This is a genomic window from Kribbella sp. NBC_00382 (assembly GCF_036067295.1).
GTDB lineage: Bacteria > Actinomycetota > Actinomycetes > Propionibacteriales > Kribbellaceae > Kribbella.
Genome location: NZ_CP107954.1, coordinates 1,861,501 through 1,887,566, shown reverse-complemented (window position 1 = coordinate 1,887,566; position 26,066 = coordinate 1,861,501). Strand labels below are relative to the sequence as shown.

Genomic DNA, 26,066 nt, shown 5'->3' with positions numbered 1-26,066 from the left:
CCGCCGCGGCCTACGCCTCGTCGATTGGTACTTCGGTGTTGACCATTCGGGTTAGCCAGGCGCGGGCGGCGGCTCGGTCGGTGGGGGTGAAGTCGGCTTCTAGGTCTGCTTCGACGGCTCGTACTGCGGGGCTCGCTTTGGCGAGGCGGGCGAGGCCGGAGTCGGTGAGGTAGATCTGTTGGGAGCGGCGGTCGGTGGGGTTGGCGCGGCGTTCCAGGAGGCCGGCTCGTTCCATGCCGGTGATGAGTTCGTTCGCTGACTGGCGGGCCGTACCGACCTTGCGGCCCACGTCGGCGATCGTCTGGCCGGGGGCTTCGCGCAGGACCAGCAGGGTGCCGTACTGCTGGACGGACAGGTCGTGCTCGGCCAGCGCGGCGGCGACTGCCGAGCGCATGCTCAGCCAGGCGTGGCGCACCAGGAAGGTGACGCACATGCCTTCATCCACGGAATCCATGCCGCCATTCTGCCGCGCAGGCCACAGCAGCCAAGAGTTCACCCAAAGAGATTGACAGGAACCTGTCGATCACGCAAACTCGATCACTGTCAGGACCCTGTCAATCATAGGAGCCTTCCGTGCATCCTGTCGATCCCCGCCGGCAACGCCGGATCCTCTCGATTCTTGTCGTCTCCGCGATCCTGATCTGGATCGACTCCACCGTGCTCGGTATCGCGCTGGAGCGGCTCGCCGATCCGGTCGACGGCCTCGGCGCCACCCCTGGGCAGCTCCAGTGGGCGCTCGGGATCTACTCGCTCTTCTTCGCCACCGCCCTGTTCGCGGCCGGCGCGCTCGGCGACCGGTTCGGCCATCGGACCGTGCTGATGGCCGGGATGGGCGTCTTCGGCGCCTCGTCGGCCTGGGCGGCGTGGGCCGACGGGCCCGTCTCGCTGATCCTCGCCCGGGCGCTGATGGGCATCGGCGGTGCGATGATCATGCCGACCTCGATGGCCATCATCGGCTGGGTGTTCCCGCCCGAACGCCGGGCCGGCGCGATCGCCGCGTGGTCCGCGTCGGCCGGCCTCGGGGTCGCGGTCGGGCCGGTGCTCGGCGGTGTGCTGATCGATCATTTCTGGTGGGGTTCGGTCTTCCTGATCAACCTGCCGATCGTCGCCGCCGGCCTGATCGGCGCCGCGCTCGTCGTACCGAATCCGCGCAGCCCGCAACGGCGGCGGTTCGACCCGCTCGGCCTGGGGTTGTCGACGTTCGGGTTGCTCGGGGTGACGTACGGGCTGATCGAAGGCGGCCAGAGCGGCGGCTGGGGGCGGTGGCAGGTCTGGGGCAGCATCGCGGCCGGAGTACTGCTGATCACGGCCTTCCTGTACTCCGAACTGAAGGAGGCGCACCCGAGCTTCGATCCCCGGCTGTTCCGCAATCGCCGTTTCGCCGCCGGGAACATCGGGATGGCCGCGCTCTTCCTCACGATCACCGGGCAGAGCTTCTATCTCACCTTCTACCTGCAAGGCGCTCGCGGGCTCTCGGCCCTGCACGCCGGACTGCTGTCCTTGCCTGGGGCAACCGGTGTGGTCATCGGATCCGCTCTCGGTGCGCGGCTGGCCCGCCGGTTCAGTGTCGCGGCGGTCTCCGGTACTGCGCTCGCCGCGTTCGCCGGATGCCATGCGCTCAACCTCACCTTCTCCGTCGACACGTCGCTGGTCTGGTACTGCGTCGTCGGCGGCGTCGCGGGGATCGCGATCGGTACGGCGGTCGCGCCGACGAGTGCTGCCATCTTGTCGACGCTCCCGATGGAGCGGATCGGTGCGGGATCGGCCGTCAACAACGCGATCCGGCAGGTGGGTAGCGTGCTCGGCATCGCGGTACTCGGCACGATCGTGTCGAACGTCTACCAGCATTCGATCGCGTCGTCGCTCGCCGGACTGCCGGACGGCGCCCGTGAAGTCGCAGAAGGTTCGGCCGAGGCAACCCGGCGTACGGCGGCTGTGCTCGGCCGGCCCGAGCTGGTCGGCCAGGCGAACGACGCCTTCATCCACTCGATGCACATCGCGGCGATCACCGCTGCCGGCTTCGCGCTCATCGGGGCGATCGCGGTGATCCTGGCTTTCCGTGCAAAGACAACGCCGGCTCAGGCGCCTGAGGCGCCTGAGCCGGCGGAGGTTCCAACTGTGGTGGGTTAGTTCCATGGGCTTGGGGGAGCCGGGGGAACTACTGGGGGGCGGTCTTCGCAGTGGCCGGGGGATCCGGCGTCGGTGGTCCAGTTGCCGTCGTTGCCGGTGCCCAGGCGGACGTCGAATTCCGGCGTGCCGGTGAAGTGAAAGGTGCCGCAGTTGTTGACGAACGGGGCGCCGACGTTGCGGGCGTCGACGTTCTCGAAGGTGGCCCAGCCGCCGACCCGGGCGTTGACCACGTTGGTGCCGGTACCGTCCACCTTGATGTTGCGGAAGGCAACGTTCGTCAAGGCGTAGTCGTCCTTGACCGGCCAGTCGACGACGAACATGAAGGCGTTGTACGTCGAGTCCAGGAACGAACTGTCCGTCACCTCGATCTTGCCCGACATGTTCGACTGCAGCGCGTAGAGCCAGATCGCGCCCAGGCCGAGATCCCAGTTGAGGTCCCGCGGCCCACCGCGCACCGTCGTGTTGCGGGCGAACGACAGCGTCCCCTCGAACGGCGTCGACCCGAACCGCGACCCGGCATGCAACGTGCTGCCCTCGCGGATCGGATCGGCGACGAGGTTGTCCGTCACCGCGTTGTCGCGACCGCCGTAGATGGCGATGTTGTTGGCCAGTACCGGCGTCTGCACAGTGTTGTGGTCGTACACGTTGTCGTGGTTGGCCAGCCCGGCCGCGTTCGCCTCCGACCACATCGCCAGCCCGTCGTCACCGCTGTTCCGGACGAAGTTGTTGGTCGCCCGCACGTTCGAGACCCCCAGATGCAGGTTCATCCCGTCCGCGACCGCATCGGTGACGATGTTGTTCTTAATTAACAGCCCGCTCATCGGCCCGTCGAGCCAGATGCCCACCTTGGTGTGGTGCAGGTACAGGTTCTGGATCGTCGACCCGCCGCCGATCGCACCGCCGACGCCGTTGACCTGATCGGTGTCGATCCGCTCCCGCACATCACTCTCGATCGCGAAGTCGGACAGATGCACCTTCGTACTGCCACCAGCATCGGCGTACTTTCCATAGAAGCCAGGCGCGCTGTGCACCGACTTGTCCGGCGCGGGCTCCGCGAGCGGCAGCACCTTGCCCTTGATGATCGTCCACCAGTTGCCGGCGCCCTGGACGGTGACCTTGTCCACGACGATGTGCCGGTTGACCTGGTACGTGCCCGGCGGGATGAAGACCGTCCAGCCGAGCTTCTTCGCCACCGCGATCGTCGCGTCGATCGCCGGCGCCGCATCGCGCTGGCCGGTGGGATCGGCCCCGAAAAGCCTTACTGACAAGGATCGCGCGGGCTGCCGCAGCGGTGAAGCGACCAGCTCGAAGTCGGCGACGTCCAGTACGGTCCAAGCGGCGGCCGCACCGGCGGGGACCTGGAAGCGGACCTTGTCGCCGGCCTTGTACGTTTTGCCGAGCAACAGCCGCTGCTCGTCGTAGAAGTGGTTCGGCCGGAACGGCTTGGCGACCGGGTCCGGCTCCGGCTTCCACCAGCCGGGGATCGGGTCGACGTTCGGGTCGTTGGAGAACGGATACATGCCGTACAACCACGCGTACTCCGACGTCAGCGTCATGGTCTTGGTCCGCTTGCCGTTCACCAGCACGTCAAGCGGCGATCGCAGCCCACCACCGGACGCGGAGTCCGGGATGCTGTACCGAAGAGTCAGCGCATTGGCCGGCTTCGACAGCGTGAACTCCACGTACTGACCGGCCTGGTTCAGCCGTACTGCGGTACGCCCCGACGCCTCAGCCGGCAAGGTGTAGGCCTCGCGGCCGGGGCCGATCTTCTCGCCGGTGGTGGCGGCGTTCTCCGCCTCCTGCTCGATGAACGGAACGGTGGCGCCCCGGCCCTGGACGAGCGCGGGATCAAGCCCCGCGCGGGTCACCACGGGAGCGGGTTGCGGTGGGTGATGGCTGGCGGTGGCGGCCGCGGACAGACCTGGTACTGCGAGCAGCGCGCCGACGACGGTACCGATCACGACCGGTCGGCGGCGGAAGAGAAGCTGGGACACGGGCGACATCCCCCTCGAACTCACGGCCGCCCCACAGGCGGTGCCGTACTGAGCCCGGACACTACGCATGCCGACGTTTCTCTGCAAGATCTCGACAGATGGAAGAAAGTTCCGCACAAGACCGGCCCCTCGGTAGAGTGCGGAGCGATGTCTGAAGAGTCTCCGTGAACACCCAAGCGCTGTCCCTGGTACTGGTCGCAGCCCTCCTGCACGCGGCGTGGAACTTCGCCGCCAAGCGGGTCCGCCACGGCGGGGCGACCTTCGTCTGGGCCTACTACACAACCGCCGCGGTCTTCCTGCTTCCGGCGCTGGTCATCACGCTGCTCGTCACGGATGCACGCCCGCACTGGAACTGGTTGCTGGCCGCTGCCGTCACCGCAGTACTGCATGTGAGCTACGGGATCGTCCTGCAACGCGGGTACGACGTAGGCGACCTCTCCGTCGTTTACCCGGTCGCCCGGGGGACCGGGCCGTTGCTGTCGGTGCTGTTCGCGGTACTGCTGCTCCATGAGCGCCCCGGCCCGATCGGCCTGGCAGGTGCCGCGCTGATCGTCACCGGAGTACTCACCATCAGCAGTGGCGGCCCGAGGCGGGCCAAGGCGCCTGCTGTGCGAGCAGGAGTCACGTACGGCGTAGCGACCGGCGCGCTGATCGCTGCGTACACGTTGTGGGACGCGTACTCCGTGACGACGCTCGCCGTGCCACCGGTCATCTACTTCGCCGGTGGCTCTCTCCTGCAGAGCGCCATGCTCGCCCCGAAGGTGCTCCGCGGCAAGGACCAGCTTCGCCTGCTGTGGAAGGAAAATCGGCGCGAGGTGCTGATCGTCGGCTCGCTCTCGCCGGTCGCCTATCTGCTGGTCCTGTTCGCGATGCGGCTGGCCCCCGTGAGCCTGGTGGCTCCGGCGCGCGAGGTCAGCATCGTTCTCAGCGGGCTGGCCGCGTGGCTGGTGCTCGGGGAGACCGGCGCGCAACGACGGCTGGTCGGCAGTGCCGTAGTACTGGCCGGAATCGTCGCCATCGCTCTCGCCTGAGCCGGCTACTTGCAGGTCAGCTTGTAGGTGTGGTCGCCCTCGGTGTCGTCGTTGGAGCTGTCGATCACGAGGTTCTGGGTCAGTCCGGTGCGGTTGGATTCAGCGGAGAGGTCGACTGTCGTCTCGATGATCGTGTCGCCCTTGGGGAGCTTCAGCTCGACCACTGGGTTCCCAGCTCCCGCTGACAGATCAGGGTCCGACTCCCAGTGGTACTTGATGGTGGTCGCCTTCTCGGCGGTGACCTTGGCCTGGATCTTGACCGGTTCGTCGCAGGAGACGGTCTCCGTCGTGGGCTCGACGAAGCTGACCTCGCTGATCTTGCCGTCGTCGCCGCGGAGGACGTTGATTGCGGCGATCAGTGCGATGACGGCCACGGCGGCGATGGCCAGGATCGGGACGTACCGCGGCCTTCGCCGGAGCGGGGGCTGGTCAACGAGCTCAGGTTGCTCAAGCAGAGTTTGTTGTTGCGGTGGAATCGGTGTCGGCTGCCGGACCGGTATCGGGGCGGTGATCGAGCGGAGCGCGAACGGCTGGGCGGAGGCGAGGACAAAGCCGGACTCGTCGGCCAGGAAGCGTTGGTACGTCTGCAATGCCTCGGCGTGGACTATGGCGAGGTCGGTGTCGTCGAGGCCCACGATGTCGACGCCACGACAGACGACGCCGTACAGGAGTTCCAAGGGGCGGCCGAACTCATCGGTTACCGGGCCGACAGCCGGCGTTCCGGCCAGGTCGGCCAGGGTGAGTCGGTGAGTGACGTAGGCAATCGTGAGGTTGCCGGCGGCGAGGCCGTCGATGCGGGAGATCCTTGGCGCCGAGCCAGGCTGGTCGCTGCTCGACAGTTGCCCCAGTACGCCGTACTCATTGCTCTGGACCAGGAAATCCGGCATCAGCAAGGACTGGTACCCCTTGCGCCGGCCGCGCGCGACGAGGAAGGCCCATCCTGGCTGCTCGGTCACTCGCCCTGCCTTCCGCTCAGCCGGGATGCCGGTAGTCGTTGTTCCAGTCGATCGAGTTCCGTCGCGAACTCGTCCAGGACTCCTGTCCGGGCGGCCTCGATGGACTGGGCCTGCGCCCGGTACTGCTGCCTGGTGCGACCGGTGGCGCGGATCTGTTCGGCGCTCGCTCCACCCATCCAGTCGAGGAACATGCCCATCACCTCCTTGCCGGACGATCCGCCGACCACCTCGTGGAGCCGTTGGCGGAGGGCTGCTCCTGCTGGTACCGCGAGGAGGCGGTCCAGCGACGCACCTCCTGCCTGGGCACGTCTGGCGCGCGCTTCTTCGGTGAGGCGCCGACGGGTCGCCGGGTCCAGCGACGACTCCACCTGGCGGAAGAGGTCGGGGAGGATTGCCGTCAGCGGTACTTCGACATTGGCGGGTTCGACCTCGCCGCCGGGGAGCTTGAGCACGTGGCCCTGCTGGTCCATCTGGGCGAAGTGGGGGCCGACGGCGCTGACCGGGATCAGCCGGATGACGCGGTTCTCGAACGTGTGCGTCTCGATCAGGGCCCGGAGATGGGCCGTCTCGAGCAAGGCGTTGCGGACGAGATTCAGCCGGGTGTTCTCGTCGGCGTCGACGGGCTCGCCGAAGCCGCGGACCAGGTCCCACTTGGTGAGGACGAAGTGGATCGGGCAGGACGCGCCGGCCATGATGCCGGTCATCGGCTGGATCTGGCTGCGGAAGTACCGGCGGCCGGCGGGTTCGTTGCGGAGGTACTGCAGGACGCGGTACCCGTCGAGCATGCAGAGCAGTCCGTGCGCGCCGCGGATCCTGGTCTCCAGATCGCTGAGGGCGGTGGAGCCTGCTTCCTGCTCGGATTCCAGCAGTTCGCCGGCGTAGTCGAGATAGCTGATCCGGAAGACCGTGTGCCTGATGCCGGCATCGAAGGAGACACAGTCGAAGGCGAGCTCTCTGGTCTCGCCGGTTCGGGTGCCGCGGGGCCAGGGTTCCGAGGTGTCGCTCACCTCGTCGAACACCTTGCTCAGGTAGACCCGGTGGGCCGCATTGGTCTCGAGGAAGTAGGACCGGCCTGGCGTCGGCACGTTGACGGTGTGGAACATGCTCGACAAGTAGACGGTCTTTCCCGATCCGGCCACGCCTAGTGCGACCACGCGGAAGTGCGGGACGGATGGTGGGGCTGGCGCTTCGGCCGTACGGCGGGTTGTCGGCGTACCGGCTAGCAAGGTGACCGGATTCCCTTGTGGGCTGGCAGTTGCGGGCCGGCGTACTGGTGGTGCTGGGGCCGGGTGCGACTGTGTTGGGGCGAAGACGCGCGGGCGGAGGACGAACGCGTGGATGGTCGCGACGATGGCGAGCAGAAACACCAGCGGGGTCAGCTGGATGCCTGAGCCGATGCCGATCAGAAGCCCCACCCACACCACCGAGTAGATGACCGCCGCAGCGGTCACCCCACCGTCCTTGAGCTTGCCCGCCGCGTGGAAGAACGGCACAGGCGTCAACAACCCCAACGACAGAACCGGCATCAACGCCCAGAAAACCGACCCAACTCCGGGCCCAGCAGGCGGAGGCTGCGCAGGGGTTGTCCTCTGTGGCGCAGCCACTGCGGGCGGTACCGGTGTCCTGCTCGGCGGTGGCGTCGCAATCGGCGGGGGCTTTGCTGGCTGGGGTACGGAGCTGCTCGGTTGTGCGGTGACTGGTGGTGGCACCGGCGTGGTCGGCCGGGGCACAGGCGCGACAGGTGGCGAGGCGGTTGGTGGTGCAGGTGGTTGGGCGGGTGCTGCCTTGGGGGCTGCGGGCGCCGGCGTGGGTGCGGGAGGTTCCGGGGTGGGTGCTGGAGGTACCGGGGTGGGGGTTGGCGCGTGTGGGGTGATGCTGCTGGTTACGGGGATGGCCTGCTGGCCGCTGGGGCCTTTCAGGGTGATGGTGCCGGTGTGGGGGCCCGGAGTGGTGGTCTCGATGGTGACCACGAAGGATTCGGCGGACTCCTGGAGGTGGATCCAGGGGGCGTCGGCGTGCGGGATGGCTGCCTGGGCGATCGGTGGGCCCTGGAGCCGGACCTCCTGCTGGGGAGATTCCGCGCCTTGTTCGACAGGCGGGAAGGTGATCGAGGCAGGGCTTGGGCTCAGGGCGGCTTCGGCCAGTGCCACCTTGGCGGGGTCGGCCACGTACTGGATGTCGGTGCGGGCGATCTCGGCCAGCGCCTCATAGGCGCCGACCGCCGATGGGAGGTTCTCGCTCAGCAGCCGGGTGCGGAGTTCGCTGACGGCGCCGAGCCGGGAGAACATATTGGGATCCGTCATCGCGGCCTGCAGGTCGGCGGGGATCGGCATCGGCTTGATCCGTTTGCGCCGGCTTCTGGCCAGGTACAGCTCGCCCTGCATCTCGACGTCACGGCTCGGGGTCTGGTGCGGAGTCTGCGCACGGACCCGTTCGAAGACGTAGTCGTACAACTCGTTCAGCGAGACCCAGCCGTCCTCGTCGCGGTCTGCGTCGCCGGTCGCCAGGCCTTCGACCAGGGCAGTCGTGAAAACGGATGGCCGGTGGGTGTTGTCATCGGCCAGCTGGTCGCCTTCGAAGGCGTACTCGATCGAGCTCGACGCCGTGATCACCGCCCGGCCGCGGCCGCCGCCGACGCGGTTCTCCGGGAAGCTGTCGGACACGTTCACGTCGCCGCTCGAGCGGACCGTCACGCCCTTCCCGAACGCGCCGCCGTAACAACAGTCCAGCAGCAACACGATGCTGCGTGACCGGCTCGCCCGCATGCAGCGCTGAACGAAGTCGGCCGAAATTGCTGTCGAGCTGAGCCGGTTCGGCCGGGTGTTCCGGGCCGCGAAGAACAGCTCACCGGACTCGCTCTTCAAGCCATGGCAGGAGAAATGCAGCAGCAGTACGTCGTCCGCGCTGCTGTCGGCGAGCAGATCCTCGATGTGCGTCTGGATGACGTGGGCCGGCTGGTTGCGGACGGTCTCCACCTCGAACGCGCCGATCTGCCGGTCGCCGAGCACTCGCGCGAGCGCCTCGGCATCCGCGGCGGGGGACAGCAGGTGCCGCAGTCCCTCGTGGTCGTACTCGTCGTTGGCGACGATGAGGGCCTTGCGCCGGCCGTCCATCAGCCGCCGGCGCCCGTGTGCCGGCTGACGAACAGTTCGATCAGCCGGGTCTGTTCGGACTCGCTGACCTCGGACAGTTCGAGCACATCGCCTTCGAGTTCGAGCCGTACGGTCCGTTTGGTCTTGCCGCCGGCCGACAACCAGGCGCGGATCGTGGCGACCACCTTCCGGACGCTCTGGGCCGACTCGGACAGCGTGACCAGCAGCCCGCCGATCGCGAGCGCCTCGATCGCCCGGGTGCCAGGTGGTGGTGGCCCGGCGGGTTGCGCCGTGACCTCACCGACCTCGAGATCGACCAGTTCCTGGCGCAGGTACCTCGTCAGTGTGTCCAGACGCTCGGCATCGGCGCCCGACTCGGACAGTTGCAGCCGCAGCTCTGTCATCAGAGCCCACCCCTCCCACTCGGTGGATCCCGCCGAGGCCCCCCGCGGCGGATGAGATCCACGTCATTCAGGCTAGTCCGCCTGAAACCTTCCCGCTACGCATCGTGAGTCAACCAAGTCGCCACGAGCTCTGCCCGATCGGGCAAGCGGGCGGTACTGCCTAACGGAACTCGCTGAGTCCGACGAAGATGCCGTCGGGGCCGCGGAGGTAGCAGATCCGGACGATGTCCTGGTAGTTGGCGATCTCGCCGACGATCTCGGCGCCGTGCGGACGCAGCCGGGCGACGGTGTCGTCGAGGTCGTCGACGGCGAACATGACCCGATGCATACCGATCGTGTTGTGCGGCGTGCTGCCCGGTCCGTCGCCGGTCGGCGCGGGGCTCAGGTACTTCGCCAGCTCGAGCCGGCTGTGGCCGTCCGGGGTACGCATCATCGCGATGTCGCAGCGGACGCCGTCGAGCCCGACGCACTGGTCGGCCCAAGGGCCTTCGACCTGCGCCTTGCCTTCCAGCTCCATCCCGAGTTCCTCGAAGAACGCGACGGCCGCGGTGAGGTCGTCGACGACGATGCCGGTGTTGTCCATGCGCTGCAGTGCCACGGGGGTGCTCCTCCTCGGTCGAGCGGCCGGTCCTGGCCGCTGCTTGTACCCATGGACGAAGCCGGTGGCACCTTCTCTACATCGGCGAGAAGATCTTTTGTCAGCTGTCGCCGAGAGCGACCTTCGGATCCGGGCGGAGGGCGCGGAGCCAGAGCTCGGTCTGGGCGATGTGCGCCGAGGCGGCGGTCGCGGCCGCGGCCGGGTCACGATGCGCGATGGCGGCGAGGATCGCGCGATGGCCGCGGTCGCTGGTCTGCTTGATCGCGTCGAAGTCCGCGCCCGGCTCGAAGATCCGGTAATGCCCACCGCGGCCGCGGATCACGCCGGTCAACGCAGTCACGGTCGGGTTGCCACCCGCAGTACAGATGGCGTCGTGGAACTCCGCGTCCAGCGCCTGGATCTCGGCGGCGTCGGTGGTCGCCTCCAGCCGGTCGAGGATGTCGTCCAACTGCTTCTCCAGCAGGGGATCCTGCCGGGCCGCGGCCGCCGCGGTCGCGTGCGCTTCGAGAACCCGTCGTACTTCGAGCAGCTCCAGCACTCCCTCGAGCGGGATCAACTCGACCGACAGCGAGAACCGGCTGATGATCGCGGCCGGATCCAGTGCCGAGACGTACGTCCCCGAGCCATGCCGCGACTCGATCACTCCGAGCGCCGCAAGCGAGCGCGCCGCCTCTCGCAGGGAGCTGCGCGAAACCCCGAGATGGTCGCAGAGCTCCGGCTCCGGCGGGAACTTCTCACCCGGCCCGAGCTCCCCGGACGCGATCATCTGCCGCAGGCCGGCCAGCGCCTTGTCCGTGGCTGCCATCAGCACCTCCCCTGTGAGAACACCCTCAGAGGGTAAGTCCTCAGACCACTTGTGGTCACGTCAGCACTAAGTCCTTGTCGGCACAGCGTGAATCTGCGTAGTGTGCTGGGATCGTTCCACAACTCATCTGATGTCAGAGCAAAGTCGTCCCCCTGGCCCACATCCCCTGAGGAGAAGTGCCAATGCGTTACCGACAGATGTTCGCACCCCTGGCCGCCGCCGTTGCCCTGGTCGTGGCCGCCACCGCCTGCGGCCCCGGCCCGGCCGAGAAGGCGCAGAGCGGCAGCGAGGTCAAGCTGCAGATGGTCGAGAGTCTGACCAACCCGACCAGGACCGCGCTGCTGAAGAAGCTGATCGCCGACTTCGAGGCGAAGAACTCCGGCATCAAGGTCCAGCTGATCTCACCACCGACCAACACCGCGGACCAGAAGATCCAGCAGATGCTCCAGTCCGGCAAGGGCGTCGACGTGCTCGAGGTCCGCGACACCACGGTCGGCCCGTTCTCCACCAACAAGTGGATCTACGACATGGCCCCCGACCTCAAGGGCTGGGACGGTCTGAACGCGCTGACCGAGAACGCGCGCAAGGTCACCGAGCAGGGCGGCAAGTCGTACATGGTGCCGTACGGCTTCTACGGCCTGTCGCTGTTCTATCGCAAGGATCTGGTCCAGCAGGCCGGCTTCAGCGGCCCGCCGAAGAGCTGGTCGGAGCTGGTCGAGCAGGCCAAGAAGATCAACGACCCGTCGAAGAACCGGTACGGCTACTCGTTCCGCGGCGGTCTCGGCGCGGCCGGCAACGCGATCGCGGTGATCTCCGGCTACGTGATCGACGACCTCAACAAGGACAACGCGTTCAAGCTGACCAGCGGCAAGACGATCTTCTCGTCACCGAAGGCGGTCGACGCCCTCAACCTGTACGTCGACCTGTTCAAGAGCGCCTCGCCGCCGTCCTCGGTGAGCTGGGGCTACCCCGAGATGGTGCAGGGCTTCACCTCCGGTACGACCGGCTTCCTGCTCCAGGACCCCGAGGTGATCGCGACGGTCAAGGAGTCGAAGACGATCAAGGAGGACCAGTGGGGGACGGCGCCGTTGCCGGTCGGCCCGACCGGCAAGGCGGCCCAGCCGCTGGCCAACGCGGGCTGGGGTGTCGCCGCGGGAAGTACCCACAAGAAGGAAGCCGTGGAACTGGTGAAGTTCCTGACCTCGGGTGACTCGGCGATGACGTTCTCCAAGGAGAACAGCCTGGTCCCGATCCTGAAGAGCGCGGCCGACGACCCGTACTTCAAGGACGGCCCCTGGGCCTCGTACGTCGCGATGAACTCCTCGCCGGACACCTACGTCGTGGTGACCCAGCCGCGCGGCGTGCCGTGGTCGACCGAGTGGGGCAACAAGGCCGACGCGGACGTCCAGAAACTCATCACCGGCAAGGCGCAACCGGCCGAGATCCTGAAGAGCTGGGACGAGTACTGGACCAAGAAGTGGGCGGGGAACTGAGCCGATGGCTCTGACCGACACGCAACGCCGCGGCACCGCGATGGCGCCGGTGCCGCGGCGGCCGGTCACCCGGCGACGGCAGTTCACCGGGCGGACCGCGCTCACCTTGTTCCTGTTCATGCTGCCGGCGATCGGGTTCGTCGGCATGTTCACCTACTACCCGCTGGCCAATGGCATCTCGATGGCCTTCCGCAACTACAACCTGAACGACCTGACCGACACCTCGTGGGTCGGGCTGAAGAACTTCAGCACCCTGCTGCACGACGAGATGTTCCGCGGCACGGTGAAGAACTCGGTCGTCTGGGTGGTCGGGTCGCTGGTCCCGCAGTTCCTGATCGGCTTCGCGATGGCGTTGTGGCTGCGGCGCAAGTTCCGGTTCCGCGGGACGTACCAGGCGCTGGTGTTCTTCCCGTGGGCGGTGTCCGGCTTCCTGATCGGCATCCTGTTCCGCTGGATGTTCAACGGCGAGTTCGGGGTGGTCAACGACCTGCTGATGAAGACGCACCTGATCAGTACGCCGGTGCCGTGGCTGGCCGATGCGAAGTACGCGATGGTCGCGGTCATCATCGCGAACGTCTGGTACGGCGTGACCTTCTTCGCGATCATGATCCTGGCCGCGCTGCAGTCGGTGCCCGAGGAACTCTACGAGGCCTCGGCGATCGACGGCGCGGGCAAGGTCCGGACGCTGTTCAGCATCACCATCCCGTCGATCCGGACGACGCTCGCGCTGACCGTGCTGCTGCGGGTGATCTGGATCTTCAACTCACCCGAGCTGATCTTCGGGATGACCGGCGGCGGCCCGGCCAACGAGACGCACATCGTCACCTCGTACATGATCCAGGTGACCCAGGAGGGTGACTACGGGCGGGCGTCGGCGATGGGCGTGATGGTGGTCTTCGTGCTGATGCTGTTCGCGATCTTCTACCTGCTCTCCATCCGGCCCAAGAAGGCGATGCGATGATCCGCGACTACAGCACCGGCGGCAAGATCGCGCGGTTCACCGGGCTCGGCCTGTGCCTGCTGATCACGATCTTCCCGCTGTACTGGATCCTGGTCACGTCGTTCAAGGAGCCGGGCACGATCTTCGCCTATCCCTTGAAATACTGGCCTTCCGACTGGTCGCTGGCCAACTACCAGGGGTTGTTCGAGCAGTCGAACTTCGCCGTCTTCCTGGTCAACAGCCTGATCGTGTCGACCGTCGCGGCCGCGTTCGCGACGGTGATCTCGCTGCTCGCGGCGTACGTGCTCGCGCGCTTCGAGTTCGTCTCCAAGGGCGCGGTGATGGGGGCCTTCCTGGTCACCCAGATGATCCCCGGCTTCATCGCGCTCGGTTCGCTCTACATCCTGATGACGAGGCTGTACCTGGTCGACAACCGGTGGGGCCTGGTACTGGTGTACGTCGCGGTCTCGATCCCGCTCTGCACGGTGATGCTGCGCGGCTTCTTCGAGAACGTGCCGGCCTCGCTGGAGGAGGCGGCGATGGTGGACGGCTGCTCGCGGCTGTCGGCGCTGTTCCGGGTCCTGGTGCCGGTGATGACGCCGGGGATCGCGGCGTCGTACATCTTCAACTTCGTGAACTGCTGGAACGAGCTGTTCTTGTCGGTCACGCTGATGAACAGCGACAGCAACAAGACGATTCCGGCGGCGCTGAACGGCTTCATCAGCAGCTACAACATCGACTGGGGCTCGATGTCGGCCGCGGCCGTCCTGTCGATCATCCCCACGATGATCCTGTTCGCCTTCGCCAGCCGCTACATCGTCGAGGGACTGACCGCCGGCGCCGTCAAGGAGTGAAGGCTAGCCACCTAGGGAAAGAAGGAAAGCAGATAGATCCCACACCCGCCACCGCCGCGGTGCCAGCACCTGGTACTGCGCGGTGCCGGGTGCGGCCTCGCCGCCGACGAGGACGGTCGCCATCCCCAGCTCCTCCGGCACCGTCAGGTTGACCGCGAGATCGTCGAAGAACGCGGCCCTGGTGGGATCGATGGAGAACTGCTCGACGAACCGCCGATAGCTCTCCGGGTACGGCTTCGGGATCAGTTGCCCGGCCAGGATGTCGAAGACGCCGTCGAAATGCTCACCGAGTCCGAGCCGGGGGAGCGCCTGCTCCGCGTGGTACGCCGATCCGTTGGTGAAGACGAATTTACGACCGGGCAGCGCCGCGATCGCCTCGACGAGTTGCGGGTCAGGGCGGAGTACGGAGTAGTCGATGCGGTGCTCGAACTGCAGGATGTCGGCGGCCTCGAGCCCTTCGGTGATCATCAGGCCGCGCAGGGTGGTGCCGTGCGCGGCGATCAGTTCGGCCTGGATCCGGCGGGCACCGGCGTCGTCGGTGCCGAAATGGTCGCTGAGCCGGCGGCGGATCAGCGCCTTCATCTGGTCGGCCAGGCCGTTGGCCGGCGGGTACAGGGTGTCGTCGAGATCCAGGACCCAGGTGTCGACGTCAGCGAGCATCGTTCCAGAGTAGTGACAGACTGGGGCTCTGCGTCGTCGACGGGAGGATCGAAGCTGTGGCTGTCGCGCTCATCACTGGACCCACTGCCGGGATCGGACGGGCCTTCGCGGACAAGCTCGCGCTCGAGGGCTACGACCTGGTGCTGGTGGCCCGCGACGAGTCCCGGCTGAAAGAGACCGCCGCCGAGATCACCGCGCTGCACGGTGTCGCCTGCGAGGTGATCGCGGCCGACCTGACCCAGCCGGACCAGCTCGCCGTGGTCGAGGAGCGGTTCCGCACCGGGCCGATCGAAGTACTGGTGAACAACGCCGGCTTCGGCCAGAAGAAACCGTTCTGGGCCAACCCGATCGAGGTCGAGGAGAAGCAGTTCGACCTGCTCACCCGGGTCGTACTCCGGCTGACCCACGCGGCAGTCCTGCCGATGATCGAACGCGGCTCCGGCGCCGTCGTGAACGTGTCATCCGTCGCCGGCTTCGTCCAACGCGGCAGCTACAGCGCCCATAAATCCTGGGTGACCAACTTCTCCGCGGGCCTGGCCATCGAACTCCACTCCCGAGGCGTCGCCGTGATGGCCCTGTGCCCCGGCTTTGTCCACACCGAGTTCCACGAACGCATGGAGATGGACAAAACCGTCATCCCGTCCTTCATGTGGCTGGACGCAACCGACCTCGTCGACGCCGCCTGGACCGACCTGATGCAAGGCAAGTCCATCTCAATCCCCTCCCGCCGCTACAAACTCATCGTCGCCGCAGTCCGCTACATCCCCAGAACCCTCATAGCCCGCCTCTCCACCATCGGCCTCGACGGCCGCCGCCGCATATGACCCTCAGGTTCCCGGCAGCGTTGAGCTGATCGCATGGCCACAGTCTCCTTCGGCCAACTGCTGAAGGGTTTTCGCGCGCGATCCGGCCTCACTCAGGAGGGCCTGGCGCATCGCGCCGACCTCAGCACAGAAGCGATCCGGGCACTGGAGGGCAGTCGCCGTCGTCATCCACGGTTGACGACTGTCGCTCAGCTTGCCTCGGCGCTTGCCCTCTCGCAGGCCGAGACTGAGCAATTGAGTGCGGCCGCGAGCCGGTCGCCAGGCAAGGTACCGGCGGTGCCGCAGCAACTGCCTCCGGCTCTCGTCGACTTCACCGGGCGGACCGCGGAGCTGGACGAGTTGCGCAGCCTGTTGGGAAAGGCCGGCGACACAGCGGGAGTGGTGATCTCGGCTGTCGGCGGGATGGGCGGGGTCGGCAAGACTGCTCTCGCGGTCGAGGCCTGTCACTTGGTCGCGGACCACTATCCCGACGGGCAGCTCTACCTGAACCTGGGCGGTGGCAGTGCTCCGGTCGGAACTGCGGAGTCGCTGGCGACCCTCTTGCGGGCTCTGGGCGTGCCGCCGAGCGGAGACCGGGACGACGTTCAATTGGCGGCCGCGCGTTACCGTACGGCACTCGCGGGGCGGCGCGTCCTGGTTCTCCTCGACGACGCCGCGAGCATGAGGCAGGTGTTGCCGCTGATCCCGGGAACTGCGGGTTCGGCGGTGGTCGTCACCAGCCGAATCCCGCTCACTGCACTGCCAGGGGTTCGGCACCTGGGCTTGGAGGTGCTGAGCGAGGAAGAGGCGCTCCGGCTGCTGGGCGACGTGGCGGGGCATGACCGAGTCCGGAGCGATCCGGAGGCGGCGCGCGAGGTGGTGAGGCGCTGTGGGCTGCTGCCGTTGGCTATCCGGATCGCCGGCGGCCATCCGAGCAGGCAGGAGCTTGATGGCTTACCCGTCCTGGCCGGGCTGCTGGCCGATGACAGTGGGCGGTTCGCAGTACTGAGTGGTCCGTCTGCCGGCGTGGGAGTGAGCATCGGGCTCTCCGTCCAAGCGCTTGCCGATAGCAACCGACCGGGCGATTCCGCTTGTGCGGAAGCGTTTGCGGTGCTTGCGCTGTTCGACGGTGACCGATTCCCGTTGCGGGCTGCGGCGAAGGTACTGGAGCTCTCGCTCGACGATGCGGAGGAGCTGCTGGAGCGGTTGGTCGATGTGCAATTGCTGGAGACGCCTGCCTTGTACCAGTACAGGCTGCACGACCTGGTCCGGGATGTCGGCCGCCAGCGTGCTGTCGCCGGGCTGACAGCCGAGGAACGCAAGGCGATCTGGCGGCGTGAGCTGAGCTGCTACTCCTCGATGCTGTGGCGGTCGAGCGAGTTGCAGAGCCGGTACTCTCCCGCTGAGGCGGCCACGTGGTCGCTGGGCGCCAGGGACATCGCCGACGTCGACACCGCGGCTGAGTGGCTGACGAACGAGCTCGGAAATCTCGCCCGGCTGATCCGGACGGCGGCGGAGGGCGATCGCGAGGATCGGCTGACCGCGGCCCGGATGGCTTGGGGGATGCACCGGCTCGCGCTGGTGCGGATGCACTACGCCGAGGCACGGGACCTTTTACTGGTGGTGCTCGGGACGCTCGACGAGCCGGACAACGAGTTGGACGACAGGCTGTTGCTCGCCTTGGCCTATATGTACGCCTCGCTGGATCAGTACGCCCTGGCAGTCGACTGCCTGCAAGCCGCACTACCCTCAGCGAGAGCGCGTCGCGACGATCGGCAGGTTCTCGCGTGCCTGCTTGACCTCGCCTATGCCCTTGTCCAGATCGGCCGGTCGGCCGATGCCGTCTCGGTGGCCGCCGAGATGATGGCTCTGCTGCCTGGGCTGAGCGATCAGTCGCTGGCGCCGTCGGTCAATCTCGTGTCCGGTGTGGTGGCAGGTGCGACCGGAGATCTGGTGGGGCAGGGGGCTGCCTTCGACCGGGTCCTCTCGATCCGCCGAGCCAGCGGCGCCGGAGACGGTCCGCCCATGCAGCTTGTCTACATGGGGTTCTCGTTGGTCGAGTCCGGCCAGTACGAGCGCGGCTTGGCGATGCTGACCGGCGTACTGGACCGCGCTCGTGCCGACGGCGTCGAGATGCTCGAACTCAGTGCCCTCGACCATCTCGGCCGAGCCTGGCAACAGCGTGGTGATCTGCCCAGGGCCTATGAGTACTTCGAGCTGGCCCTCCCGATCGCGATCCGCTCCCCACGCGAGAACCGGGAGGCCGACCTTCGCCGCCGCCTCGGCACCATCGACGCAGCTCTCGGCCGACCCGACTCCGCGCGCCGGCATTGGGAGCAGGCCGTCACGCTTTATGACCGAGCTGCCGACCCTGCGGCCGACGAGGTCCGCGACCTACTCAGCTGAGCAGCTTGGTGATCGTGGTGGCGATGGGCGTGGTCGGGCGGCCGATTAGTTTGGTGAGGGTGCCGGGGGTGGCGGCCAGGGCGCCGGCGGTGGTTTGGATGTCGATGTCGGCCAGGACCTTGGCGAAGTCGGCGGGGATGCCGGCGGACTGGAGGCCGGCCAGGACGTCTTCGTTGGGGATCGACTGGTGGACTACGGGCTTGCCGGTCTGGCGGGTGAGTTCTTCGGCGAACTCGGCGAAGGACCAGGCGGTGTCGCCGCCGAGTTCGTAGGTCTGGTTGAGGTGGCCGTCGGTGGTCAGTACTGCGGCTGCTGCGGCGGCGTAGTCCTCGCGGGTGGCGGTGGCCAGGCGGGCCTCGGGGCCGGCGCTGTTGACGATGACGCCGGACTCGACTGCCTCGGCGACGTCGCGGACGGCCATTTCGGAGTACCAGTTGTTGCGGAGGAACGTGTACGGGACGCCGGAATCGCGGATGAGCTGTTCGGTCACGTGGTGCTCCGCGCCGAGCAGCATCGGGTTGTCCGGGCCGCCGAAGATGCCGGTGTAGGCGAGCTGGGCGACGCCGGCTGCCTTGGCCGCGTCGATGACGGCGGTGTGCTGGGGGATGCGGCGGCCGGGCTCGCTGCCGGAGATCAGCAGAACGCGGTCACCGGCGGAGAACACGTTGGCGAAGCTCGCCGGGTCGTCGTAGTCGGCAACAGCGACCTTGACGCCCAGGTCAGCCGCCTTCTCCGCGCTGCGGGCAACGGCGGTGATGCCATCGGCGGGGACGCCCGCGGCCAGCAGATCGGCGATGACGAGGCGACCGAGCTGGCCGGTGGCGCCGGTGATGACGATGCTCATAGCTGCTTGTCTCCAGGAGTAGAAGTTCTGTTGACACTTACTTTATGGTGTGTACAGGCTTCACGACAGTACCCACTTTGAAGTAAGGTACTGATCTCCAGGTAAGCGAAAGAAGATGGCCGCCATGACCGAGACCTTCGTGCCCGACGTGAACCGGGCCGACTGCCCGTCCCGCGCGATCCTCGAGCATGTCACCAGCCGCTGGGGTGTGCTCGTGCTCGCCGCGCTGCTGGAGCGCTCGTACCGGTTCAGCGAGCTCCGCCGGCACGTCGGAGGTGTAAGCGAGAAGATGCTCGCCCAAACCCTGCAGGCGCTGGAGCGCGACGGCTTCGTACTCCGCGATGCCAAGCCCGTCATCCCGCCCCGAGTCGACTACTCACTCACCCCGCTAGGCGAGGACGTCGCCACCCAGATCCACGCCCTGACCCACTGGGTGGAGTCCAAGGTCCCCGAGGTCCAGCAAGCCAACGCCGGCTACGACAACGCCCGCCTCTAGCAGATCGCGGGTCCCAGAACTCGCTCGTATGGTTGGACCACCGCCCCCGAGTCTGGAGCCAAGCCCGTCATGCTCGACGCAAGTCTAGGTCGGTCGGCTGAGGCTCGGCTGGAATGGGACCAGGCGCTGACGAGGTACCGGCAGATGGCCGACCCTCGTGCCGGACAGGTTGTGGAACTGCTTGAAGGGCCTGGGATCTCATGATTGAGAACCGATCGGAGCCAGGTCCGCTCGCGGACTTCGCAGGCCTGCTCCGTCGGTTCCGCGGGCACGCCGGACTCACCCAAGAGGCCTTGGCGGAGCGGGCGGATCTCAGCGTCGGCGCGATCGGACTTCTCGAGACCGGTCGCCGTCGATACCCCAGGCTGGAGACGATCGGCCGACTCGTGGGTGCGCTGCGGTTGACGGAGGCGGATGCTCAACGATTGGTGATCGCCGCGAAACGGCCACCGTCGACGGAGACCGGCCAGCAGGGTGTTCCACGACAGTTGCCGCTGGAAGTTGCCGACTTCACCGGCCGTGGTCCCGAGCTCGATCGGCTGATCAGAGCCATTCACCCGCGCAGCGGCGCGGTGGCCGTGGCGATCGCGGTGATTTCGGGCATGGGCGGGGTCGGTAAGACCACCCTGGCCGTGCAGGCGGGGCACACTCTGTCGGCTGAGTTTCCCGATGGTCAGCTCGCTGTGAACCTGCGCGGCAGCGGTACCGAACCTCGCAGCGCTGTGGATGCTCTGAAGTTGCTGCTGCAGTCACTCGGCGTCCCTCCGGTCGGTACGTCGGACGTGGCGGTTCTCGCAGGCAGGTACCGGACCGCGATTGCCGGCAGGCGGATGCTGGTCCTACTCGATGACGCCGCAGGCGTTGATCAGGTTCTTCCCTTGATCCCGGGTACGTCGAGTGCCGCGGTCGTCATCACCAGCAGGCAGAGGCTCTCCGAACTGCCGGGAGCCCAAACGATCGACCTCGGCGTCCTGGATCAGCGTGACGCCGTTCAGTTGCTCGGTGAGGTGGTTGGGCCGTCTGTAGTCTCCGAGGACCCGGAATCCGCCCTGCGGGTCGTCCAGCGGTGCGGCCTGCTCCCGTTGGCCGTTCGTATCGCCGGCGGCCAGGCTTCCCGGAGTGCGCAGGCTCTTCGGGAGTTGGCCTCACGGTTGGCGGACGACCCGGGACGTCTGGATGCCCTGACCGGCCCCGATGGTGTTGTCAACAGCACCATCGGGCTCTCCGTGGCGGCGCTGAGCGCCGGCAATGAACTCGATGTCGCGGCCGCCGAGGCCTTCCCGCTGGTCGCACTCTTCGACGGCGACTGGTTCCCGCTCCGGGCCGCGGCCAAGGTTCTGGCCAGATCGCTCGACGACACCGAGGAGCTCCTCGAGCGTCTGGTCGATCTTCACCTGGTCGATACTCCGGCCCTGCATCGCTACCGCCTGCACGACCTGGTCCGGGACGTCGGCCGGGAATCGGCGCGGAGAACCCGGGCCGACGGCGACCTCACCGACGCGTTTCAGCGCGAGCTGGAGTGCTACCGAGCCATGGTGTGGCGTTACGTCGAGCTCGCCCAGGGCGACAACTTGGTGGATCTCTACGGCGCCTGGACCGGACCCTCGTGGTCCGCCGATGCCGACGACCTGTCGGACCGGCAACGCATCCTCGAATGGCTCGAAGTGGAACTCCCGAACCTCGTGCGGCTGGTCCGCGCCGCGTCCGACGGTGACGCAGGCGATCGCCTGACCGCCGTACAGGTCGCCTTGGGGATGCCGCACCTCGGGCGCGGGCTGATGCGGTTCGCCGAGGTTCACGAGGCGACATCGATCGTGGTCGGTCTTCAGGTCGAGCTCGACCCCAGACTCGAGCACGGCCGGATGGCTCAGATGGCCTTCACCTGTGGTTGGCTCGGTCAGCACGTCGAAGCTCAGCGGTGGTGCGATATCGAACTGCCGTTGGCTCGCGCGATCGCGGAACCGACCCAACTGTCGTCGTCCCTGATCACCCGGGCTTCGAATCTGCTGAGCCTGAACCGACCGGCCGAGGGACTGCCGGACGCCGAAGAGGCCCTCAGGATCATTCTCGAAAGTGGCGCGCGGACCTACGAGTCCGCTGCCAATGTCGCCATCGGGACGCTGGCCGGGCAGCTGGGAGACCTGGCCCGCCAGCGGCAGACGTTCGACCGGGCTCTCCAGGTGTTGCCCAACCCGAGGCCGACCACAGCAGCTCTGGCCAGGACCTTGATCGGCGGTTCGTTGCGGAGCAGCGGGCAATGCGAGGCTGCGCTGGCGGTGCTCGAGAGGGCCCTCGAGCAGTCCCGGGAGTCGAAGGCCGAGGCGCTCGAGGCGCTGGTTCTGACGGAGCTCGGAACGACCTGGCTTGCGATGGGTGACCATGTCCGGGCGTGCGAAGCACTGACCGACGGCTTGACCATCGCCGTTCGGTATCCGCGCGAGCATCGGGAAGCGGAGCTGCGCCACCAACTCGGACATGCGCTGACAGGGCTGGGGATGGCGGCGGAGGCGCGGGCCGAGTGGGAGGAAGCGATCGTGCTGCACGACCGGATGGCCGATCCGCGGGCTGATGAGGTGCGGGCGCTGTTGGCTGGGCTAGCCGAGCGGTAGGGCGGCGGCGGTCTTGCGGAGGGTCTCGATGGTCGCCTTGACCAAGGGGTGATCGGCGCGGCCGGTTCGGACTGCGGCGTAGACGCGGCGGGTGGGGGCTGGGGGTGCGAGGGGGCGGAGTACTGCGGTGCCGGGGTTGGGGAGGGCTAGTTGGGGGACGAGGGCGACGCCGGCGCCTGCGGCGACTAGGGAGGCTACTGCTGTGTAGTCGTCGGACTGGTGGGCGATTCGCGGTGCGAAGCCGGCTTGTTCGCAGGCCAGGAGTACTACGTCGCGGATCGGATTCCCGGTCGACGTCATGATCCAGTCGTCGGCGGCCAGGGTGGCGAGATCGATCTGCTCGATGTCGGCGCCGGGATGGCCCGCGGGCAGGATGGCGGCGAAAGGCTCGGCGTACAAGGGGATTCGGGTGAGGCGTTGGTCTTCGGGGGAGGGGGAGCCGCGGTGTTCTACGGCGATGGCCAGGTCTATTTCGTTGTCCAGGAGGCGGGCGATCGCTTGGTGGCCTTCGGCGTCGCTGACGGACAGGCGCAGGCCGGGGACCGACTCGCGTAGTACCGGGAGGGTGGGGGCTACCAGGAGGCTGATGGCGGTGGCGAAGGCTGCTATTCGTACTTCGCCGGTGGTGCCGTTGGCGTAGAGGGTCATTGCGTCTTCGGCGCGTTCGACCTCGGTGAGAATGGTGTCGGCGTGGCTCAGCAGGAGGCGGCCGGCGGAGGTGATGGCGACTCGGCGGCCGCGGCGTTCCAGGAGTTCTTGGCCTACCTCGGATTCGAGGGCTGCCAGTTGCTGGGAGACGGCCGACGGGGTCAGGTGCAGGACCTCGGCGGCCGCGGTGACGGTGCCGTGGTCAGCAAGTGCTCGTAGGACTCGCAACCGGCGTACTTCGATCACGGGGGTCAGCTTCGCACAAGGACTGCGAGCGGCGGGACCAGCGCCAGCGCCTGGGTTTGTCCGGTACTACGGGAGCGTCGGCCATCCCGGAACGGGAGGACCTGGCGACGGTGCGGACGATCGTGAGGCTGAAGGGATCCATGCTTCGACGCTAGGCAGCGGCAGATGATACGTCCAATGAAAGTATTGCGCCTAGTTCATGCGTACAGTGCATGACATGGACCTGCGCCTGCTGGAGTCGTTCGTCATGGTCGCCGAGGAGCTGAACGTCGGGCGAGCGGCGACGAGGCTGCATCTGACCCAGCCGTCGCTGAGCCGCCAGGTCGCATCGCTGGAGCGGGAGCTCCAGGTCGAGCTGTTCGCCCGGGTGAAGAAGCGCTTCGTGCTGACGGCTGCCGGGGAGACGTTCCTCCAAGGTGCCCGCGAGCTGCTCAAGCAGGCCGAGTTGACCAAGCGGGACGCCCAGCGCGTGCATCGCGGCGAGCTCGGGACGTTGAGGCTCAGGTTCGTGCAGTCCGCGACCTTCGAGGCGCTGCCGCGGCTGCTCGGTGCGTTCCGCGAGGCGCAGCCGGACGTAGTCCTCGATCTGGAGACGATGACCACGATCCGCCAGACCAAAGCCTTGAAAGAAGGCCGGATCGACGTCGGCCTCTACCGGCCGCTACCAGGAAGCAGCGACGGGCTGAGTCAACGCGTCATCTCCCAAGACCCTCTGGTCGCAGCTCTTCCCGCCAAACACCCGCTGGCCAAGCGCAAACGCATCGGGCTCGCCGAGCTGGCCGATGACGACTTCGTGCTCTACACCCGGGCGACCGGGCCGTCCGTCCACGACGCGATCGTTCGCCATTGCCAGGACGCCGGATTCACACCACGTATCGCGCAGGAGGCGGCCGACGTCCAGACGATCGTGTCGCTGGTCGCCGCCGGTCTCGGGGTGTCGCTGCTGATCGCGCCGACCCCGCAGATCGATCCGGGCGCCGTCGTCTACCGCGAGTTGTCCGACGACCTGCCCTCATGGGGCCTCTGCGTGGCCTGGTCGCCGGACAACCGATCGCCTGTACTGCGAACCTTCCTCAAGCTGATCTAGTCGACCAGATCCGGGTCGCCACCGGTACGAACGCCCGTCTCCAGATCGGCGATCGCAGCCATGTCTTCGTTGTCCAGCGCGAAGTCGAACACGTCGATGTTCTCGACGATCCGGCTCGGCGTCCTCGACTTCGGCAGCACCACGTTGCCGAGCTGCAGATGCCAGCGGATCGCCACCTGCGAAGGCGTCTTGCCGTACTTCGCCCCGATCGCCGTCAGCGTCGGATCGTTCACCAGCCCACCCGAGGCGAGCGGGCTCCAGGCCTGCGTGACGATGTCGTTCTCGGCGTTGAACGCGCGCAGCTCGTCCTGCGGCAGTTGCGGGTGCAGCTCGATCTGGTTGACCGCCGGGCGCAGGTCGGTCTCCTCGAAAAGCCGTTGCAGGGCAGGGATGTGGAAGTTCGAGACGCCGATCGCGCGGACCCGCTTGTCGGCGTACAGCTGCTCGAACGCCTTCCAGGTCTCGACGTACTTGTCCTTCTTCAGCGACTGCCAGTGGATCAGGTACAGGTCGACGTGGTCGAGGCCGAGCCGGTCCATGCTGGCGTCGAACGCCCTCAGGGTCGAGTCGTAGCCCTGGTCGCCGTTCTGCAGTTTGGTGGTGATGAAGAGTTCGTCGCGCGGCAGCCCGGAGGCGATGACGGCGCGGCCGACGCCCGGCTCGTTGTTGTACGCCGCGGCCGAGTCGACGTGCCGGTAGCCGGCCGCGAAGGCCGCCGCGACGACGTCGGTGACGATCGCGTCCTCGACCTGCCAGACCCCCAGACCCAGCTGCGGGATCTCGACGCCGTTGTCCAGGGTGATCATGGGGACTGTGCTCATTCGTCTATTCCACTGCCGGCAGGGGCTCCAGCACAGTCATCCGACGTGTGACAACAACCTCATCAACCGGCCGTAACCACTTCGTAGGTCTTCGCATCCGGCTCCAGGAACCGCAGCAGCGCGGTTCCTTCACGCTCGAGCTCGGTCGCCGTCTTCTTCAGCGTCTTGCCGAACGGGGTGAGCGTGAGAGTGGCCACACCCCGTTTCTTCTCGGCCGTCCACAGCCCGGCGACGAATCCGTCGACCAGGTACGTCGACTTGATCCGCAGGTTCTTCGTGAACACGGCCGGACGGTGCTCATCGGCAATGATTCGTTGGCGTTTCGCGTGCGCCAGCAGCAGATTGTCGAACTCCGGCAGGAATCGAACCGGTACTTCGAAGTCCTCCGACGGCCGCGGCGCAGCCGGCACGTCGTACAGCGTCTTGCCGTTCGAGTCGGTCAGAACCTCGAGGTCCATCGAGTCGAACAACTGCTTGCCCCGCGGCAGCCCCGACCAGGTCTGGAAGTCGGCTGACGTGGCCGGCCCGAACGCCTCCAGATAGCGGACGACCAACTCCTGCGGTACCGCCTTACGCCCCAGCTTCTTCCCGATCCACTGCTCGGCCGGCGTGAACTTCGCGTTCGCGGTCCATCCCCAGCGGGTCTCGGACGGCGCGATGACCAAGGGCACCAGCATCCGCGTGCAGAACCCGAGCGCCCGGTCGTTCACGTCCGGGAACTTCGCCTGCAGGGCATCCCGTACCTCGGTGAACGTCAGCGGTTCGACCGCCAGGAGCTGGCGTGCCGCGGCTGCCACCTTGTCGGGTTCGAGCCCCTTGGCCCGGTCCCCGAGTAGCTTCAGCCCCGCCTCGAGCACCGGGCTGAGCGTCGTACGGAAATGCAGGTAGTCGTCGGCGCTGACCAGATGCAGGGTGCCGCGGTAGAGCGTCGCGCGGACCACGTCCCGAGCCTCGACGGCAGCCGTCAGATCCGCATCGGTGAAACCGTCGATCCGCGACCACAGCCCGACGTACGGATGCTTCGGCTCCTGCCCCTGCATCCCCGCGAGTCGCTCGACCGCCTGCACGACGGACAAGTCACTGCGCTCCAGCAGGAGCTGTCGGGCGAGCGTTGCGCGATTGATGGCCCGCGGGCTGAGGGTGTTCACT

At 67.2% G+C, this 26,066-nt stretch carries 22 protein-coding genes; 10 read left to right on the top strand and 12 right to left on the bottom strand.

The genetic code is table 11. The annotated features are described in order from the left end of the window. Positions 1-10: 10 nt before the first annotated feature. Positions 11-454 carry a MarR family winged helix-turn-helix transcriptional regulator gene (locus OHA70_RS09420; RefSeq protein WP_328330697.1) on the bottom strand — a complete coding sequence of 148 codons (444 nt, stop codon included), beginning with the start codon at positions 452-454 and terminating at the stop codon, positions 11-13. A 119-nt stretch (positions 455-573) separates the two neighbouring features. Here OHA70_RS09420 and OHA70_RS09415 point away from each other — a divergent pair, with 119 nt between their 5' ends. Then, positions 574-2,130 carry an MFS transporter gene (locus OHA70_RS09415; protein ID WP_328330695.1) on the top strand — a complete coding sequence of 519 codons (1,557 nt, stop codon included), beginning with the start codon at positions 574-576 and terminating at the stop codon, positions 2,128-2,130. Here OHA70_RS09415 and OHA70_RS09410 read toward each other — a convergent pair. Beyond that, positions 2,127-4,133, bottom strand: a complete 2,007-nt coding sequence (locus OHA70_RS09410) for a glycosyl hydrolase family 28-related protein (protein ID WP_328335073.1) — start codon at positions 4,131-4,133, stop codon at positions 2,127-2,129. The genes OHA70_RS09415 and OHA70_RS09410 overlap by 4 nt on opposite strands. 155 nt (positions 4,134-4,288) lie before the next feature. Between OHA70_RS09410 and OHA70_RS09405 the strand changes: the two genes are divergently transcribed. Beyond that, on the top strand, positions 4,289-5,155 hold the full coding sequence (locus OHA70_RS09405) for a DMT family transporter (RefSeq protein WP_328330693.1): 867 nt from the start codon (positions 4,289-4,291) through the stop codon (positions 5,153-5,155). Positions 5,156-5,160: 5 nt separating this feature from the next. On the opposite strand, the gene OHA70_RS09400 is transcribed toward OHA70_RS09405, so the two are convergent. The 5 genes from OHA70_RS09400 to OHA70_RS09380 form a co-directional block, all read right to left on the bottom strand. Beyond that, positions 5,161-6,111 (bottom strand): hypothetical protein, encoded by a 951-nt coding sequence (locus tag OHA70_RS09400; RefSeq protein ID WP_328330691.1) that lies wholly within the window; start codon positions 6,109-6,111, stop codon positions 5,161-5,163. Further along, positions 6,108-9,224, bottom strand: coding sequence for a caspase family protein (locus OHA70_RS09395; RefSeq protein WP_328330689.1), 3,117 nt, complete (start codon positions 9,222-9,224; stop codon positions 6,108-6,110). The genes OHA70_RS09400 and OHA70_RS09395 overlap by 4 nt, the downstream gene beginning before the upstream one ends. After that, positions 9,224-9,607, bottom strand: coding sequence for a hypothetical protein (locus OHA70_RS09390; protein WP_328330687.1), 384 nt, complete (start codon positions 9,605-9,607; stop codon positions 9,224-9,226). Before OHA70_RS09390 ends, OHA70_RS09395 begins: the two co-directional genes overlap by 1 nt. 160 nt (positions 9,608-9,767) lie before the next feature. Then, positions 9,768-10,205, bottom strand: a complete 438-nt coding sequence (locus OHA70_RS09385) for a VOC family protein (protein WP_328330685.1) — start codon at positions 10,203-10,205, stop codon at positions 9,768-9,770. A 100-nt stretch (positions 10,206-10,305) separates the two neighbouring features. Beyond that, positions 10,306-11,010 carry a FadR/GntR family transcriptional regulator gene (locus OHA70_RS09380; protein WP_328330683.1) on the bottom strand — a complete coding sequence of 235 codons (705 nt, stop codon included), beginning with the start codon at positions 11,008-11,010 and terminating at the stop codon, positions 10,306-10,308. A gap of 182 nt (positions 11,011-11,192) precedes the next feature. On the opposite strand from OHA70_RS09380, the gene OHA70_RS09375 reads away from it, so the two are divergent. Genes OHA70_RS09375 through OHA70_RS09365 form a run of 3 tightly spaced genes read left to right on the top strand, consistent with a single transcriptional unit; the run spans position 11,193 to position 14,297 of the window. After that, on the top strand, positions 11,193-12,503 hold the full coding sequence (locus tag OHA70_RS09375) for an ABC transporter substrate-binding protein (RefSeq protein WP_328330681.1): 1,311 nt from the start codon (positions 11,193-11,195) through the stop codon (positions 12,501-12,503). A gap of 4 nt (positions 12,504-12,507) precedes the next feature. Beyond that, positions 12,508-13,464 (top strand): carbohydrate ABC transporter permease, encoded by a 957-nt coding sequence (locus OHA70_RS09370; RefSeq protein ID WP_328330679.1) that lies wholly within the window; start codon positions 12,508-12,510, stop codon positions 13,462-13,464. Then, positions 13,461-14,297 carry a carbohydrate ABC transporter permease gene (locus tag OHA70_RS09365; RefSeq protein ID WP_328330677.1) on the top strand — a complete coding sequence of 279 codons (837 nt, stop codon included), beginning with the start codon at positions 13,461-13,463 and terminating at the stop codon, positions 14,295-14,297. Before OHA70_RS09370 ends, OHA70_RS09365 begins: the two co-directional genes overlap by 4 nt. Positions 14,298-14,300: 3 nt before the next feature. On the opposite strand, the gene OHA70_RS09360 is transcribed toward OHA70_RS09365, so the two are convergent. Continuing rightward, positions 14,301-14,957 carry a pyrimidine 5'-nucleotidase gene (locus tag OHA70_RS09360; protein WP_328330675.1) on the bottom strand — a complete coding sequence of 219 codons (657 nt, stop codon included), beginning with the start codon at positions 14,955-14,957 and terminating at the stop codon, positions 14,301-14,303. Between the two features lie 56 nt (positions 14,958-15,013). On the opposite strand from OHA70_RS09360, the gene OHA70_RS09355 reads away from it, so the two are divergent. Beyond that, on the top strand, positions 15,014-15,781 hold the full coding sequence (locus OHA70_RS09355; RefSeq protein WP_328330673.1) for an SDR family NAD(P)-dependent oxidoreductase: 768 nt from the start codon (positions 15,014-15,016) through the stop codon (positions 15,779-15,781). Positions 15,782-15,814: 33 nt separating this feature from the next. Next, a complete protein-coding gene (locus OHA70_RS09350) occupies positions 15,815-18,166 on the top strand; it encodes an NB-ARC domain-containing protein (protein WP_328330671.1) in 2,352 nt (783 codons plus the stop codon). Here the strand turns inward: OHA70_RS09350 and OHA70_RS09345 are convergent. Beyond that, on the bottom strand, positions 18,159-19,010 hold the full coding sequence (locus OHA70_RS09345) for an SDR family oxidoreductase (RefSeq protein ID WP_328330669.1): 852 nt from the start codon (positions 19,008-19,010) through the stop codon (positions 18,159-18,161). The genes OHA70_RS09350 and OHA70_RS09345 overlap by 8 nt on opposite strands. Positions 19,011-19,134: 124 nt before the next feature. On the opposite strand from OHA70_RS09345, the gene OHA70_RS09340 reads away from it, so the two are divergent. Together OHA70_RS09340 and OHA70_RS09335 are read left to right on the top strand one after the other, a co-directional pair. After that, complete coding sequence (locus OHA70_RS09340; protein WP_328330667.1) at positions 19,135-19,506, top strand: winged helix-turn-helix transcriptional regulator; 372 nt, start codon at positions 19,135-19,137, stop codon at positions 19,504-19,506. A gap of 200 nt (positions 19,507-19,706) precedes the next feature. Continuing rightward, positions 19,707-22,115, top strand: a complete 2,409-nt coding sequence (locus OHA70_RS09335) for an NB-ARC domain-containing protein (protein ID WP_328330665.1) — start codon at positions 19,707-19,709, stop codon at positions 22,113-22,115. Here the strand turns inward: OHA70_RS09335 and OHA70_RS09330 are convergent. Beyond that, entirely contained in the window at positions 22,101-23,009 is a 909-nt protein-coding gene (locus OHA70_RS09330; protein ID WP_328330663.1) for a LysR family transcriptional regulator, read from the bottom strand. The genes OHA70_RS09335 and OHA70_RS09330 overlap by 15 nt on opposite strands. A gap of 217 nt (positions 23,010-23,226) precedes the next feature. On the opposite strand from OHA70_RS09330, the gene OHA70_RS09325 reads away from it, so the two are divergent. Continuing rightward, on the top strand, positions 23,227-24,096 hold the full coding sequence (locus OHA70_RS09325; RefSeq protein ID WP_328330661.1) for a LysR family transcriptional regulator: 870 nt from the start codon (positions 23,227-23,229) through the stop codon (positions 24,094-24,096). On the opposite strand, the gene OHA70_RS09320 is transcribed toward OHA70_RS09325, so the two are convergent. Further along, positions 24,093-24,917 (bottom strand): aldo/keto reductase, encoded by an 825-nt coding sequence (locus tag OHA70_RS09320; protein ID WP_328330659.1) that lies wholly within the window; start codon positions 24,915-24,917, stop codon positions 24,093-24,095. The genes OHA70_RS09325 and OHA70_RS09320 overlap by 4 nt on opposite strands. A gap of 62 nt (positions 24,918-24,979) precedes the next feature. Then, positions 24,980-26,065: a winged helix DNA-binding domain-containing protein gene (locus OHA70_RS09315; RefSeq protein WP_328330657.1), complete on the bottom strand. Its 1,086-nt coding sequence runs from the start codon at positions 26,063-26,065 to the stop codon at positions 24,980-24,982. Between the last annotated feature and the right edge of the window lies 1 nt (position 26,066).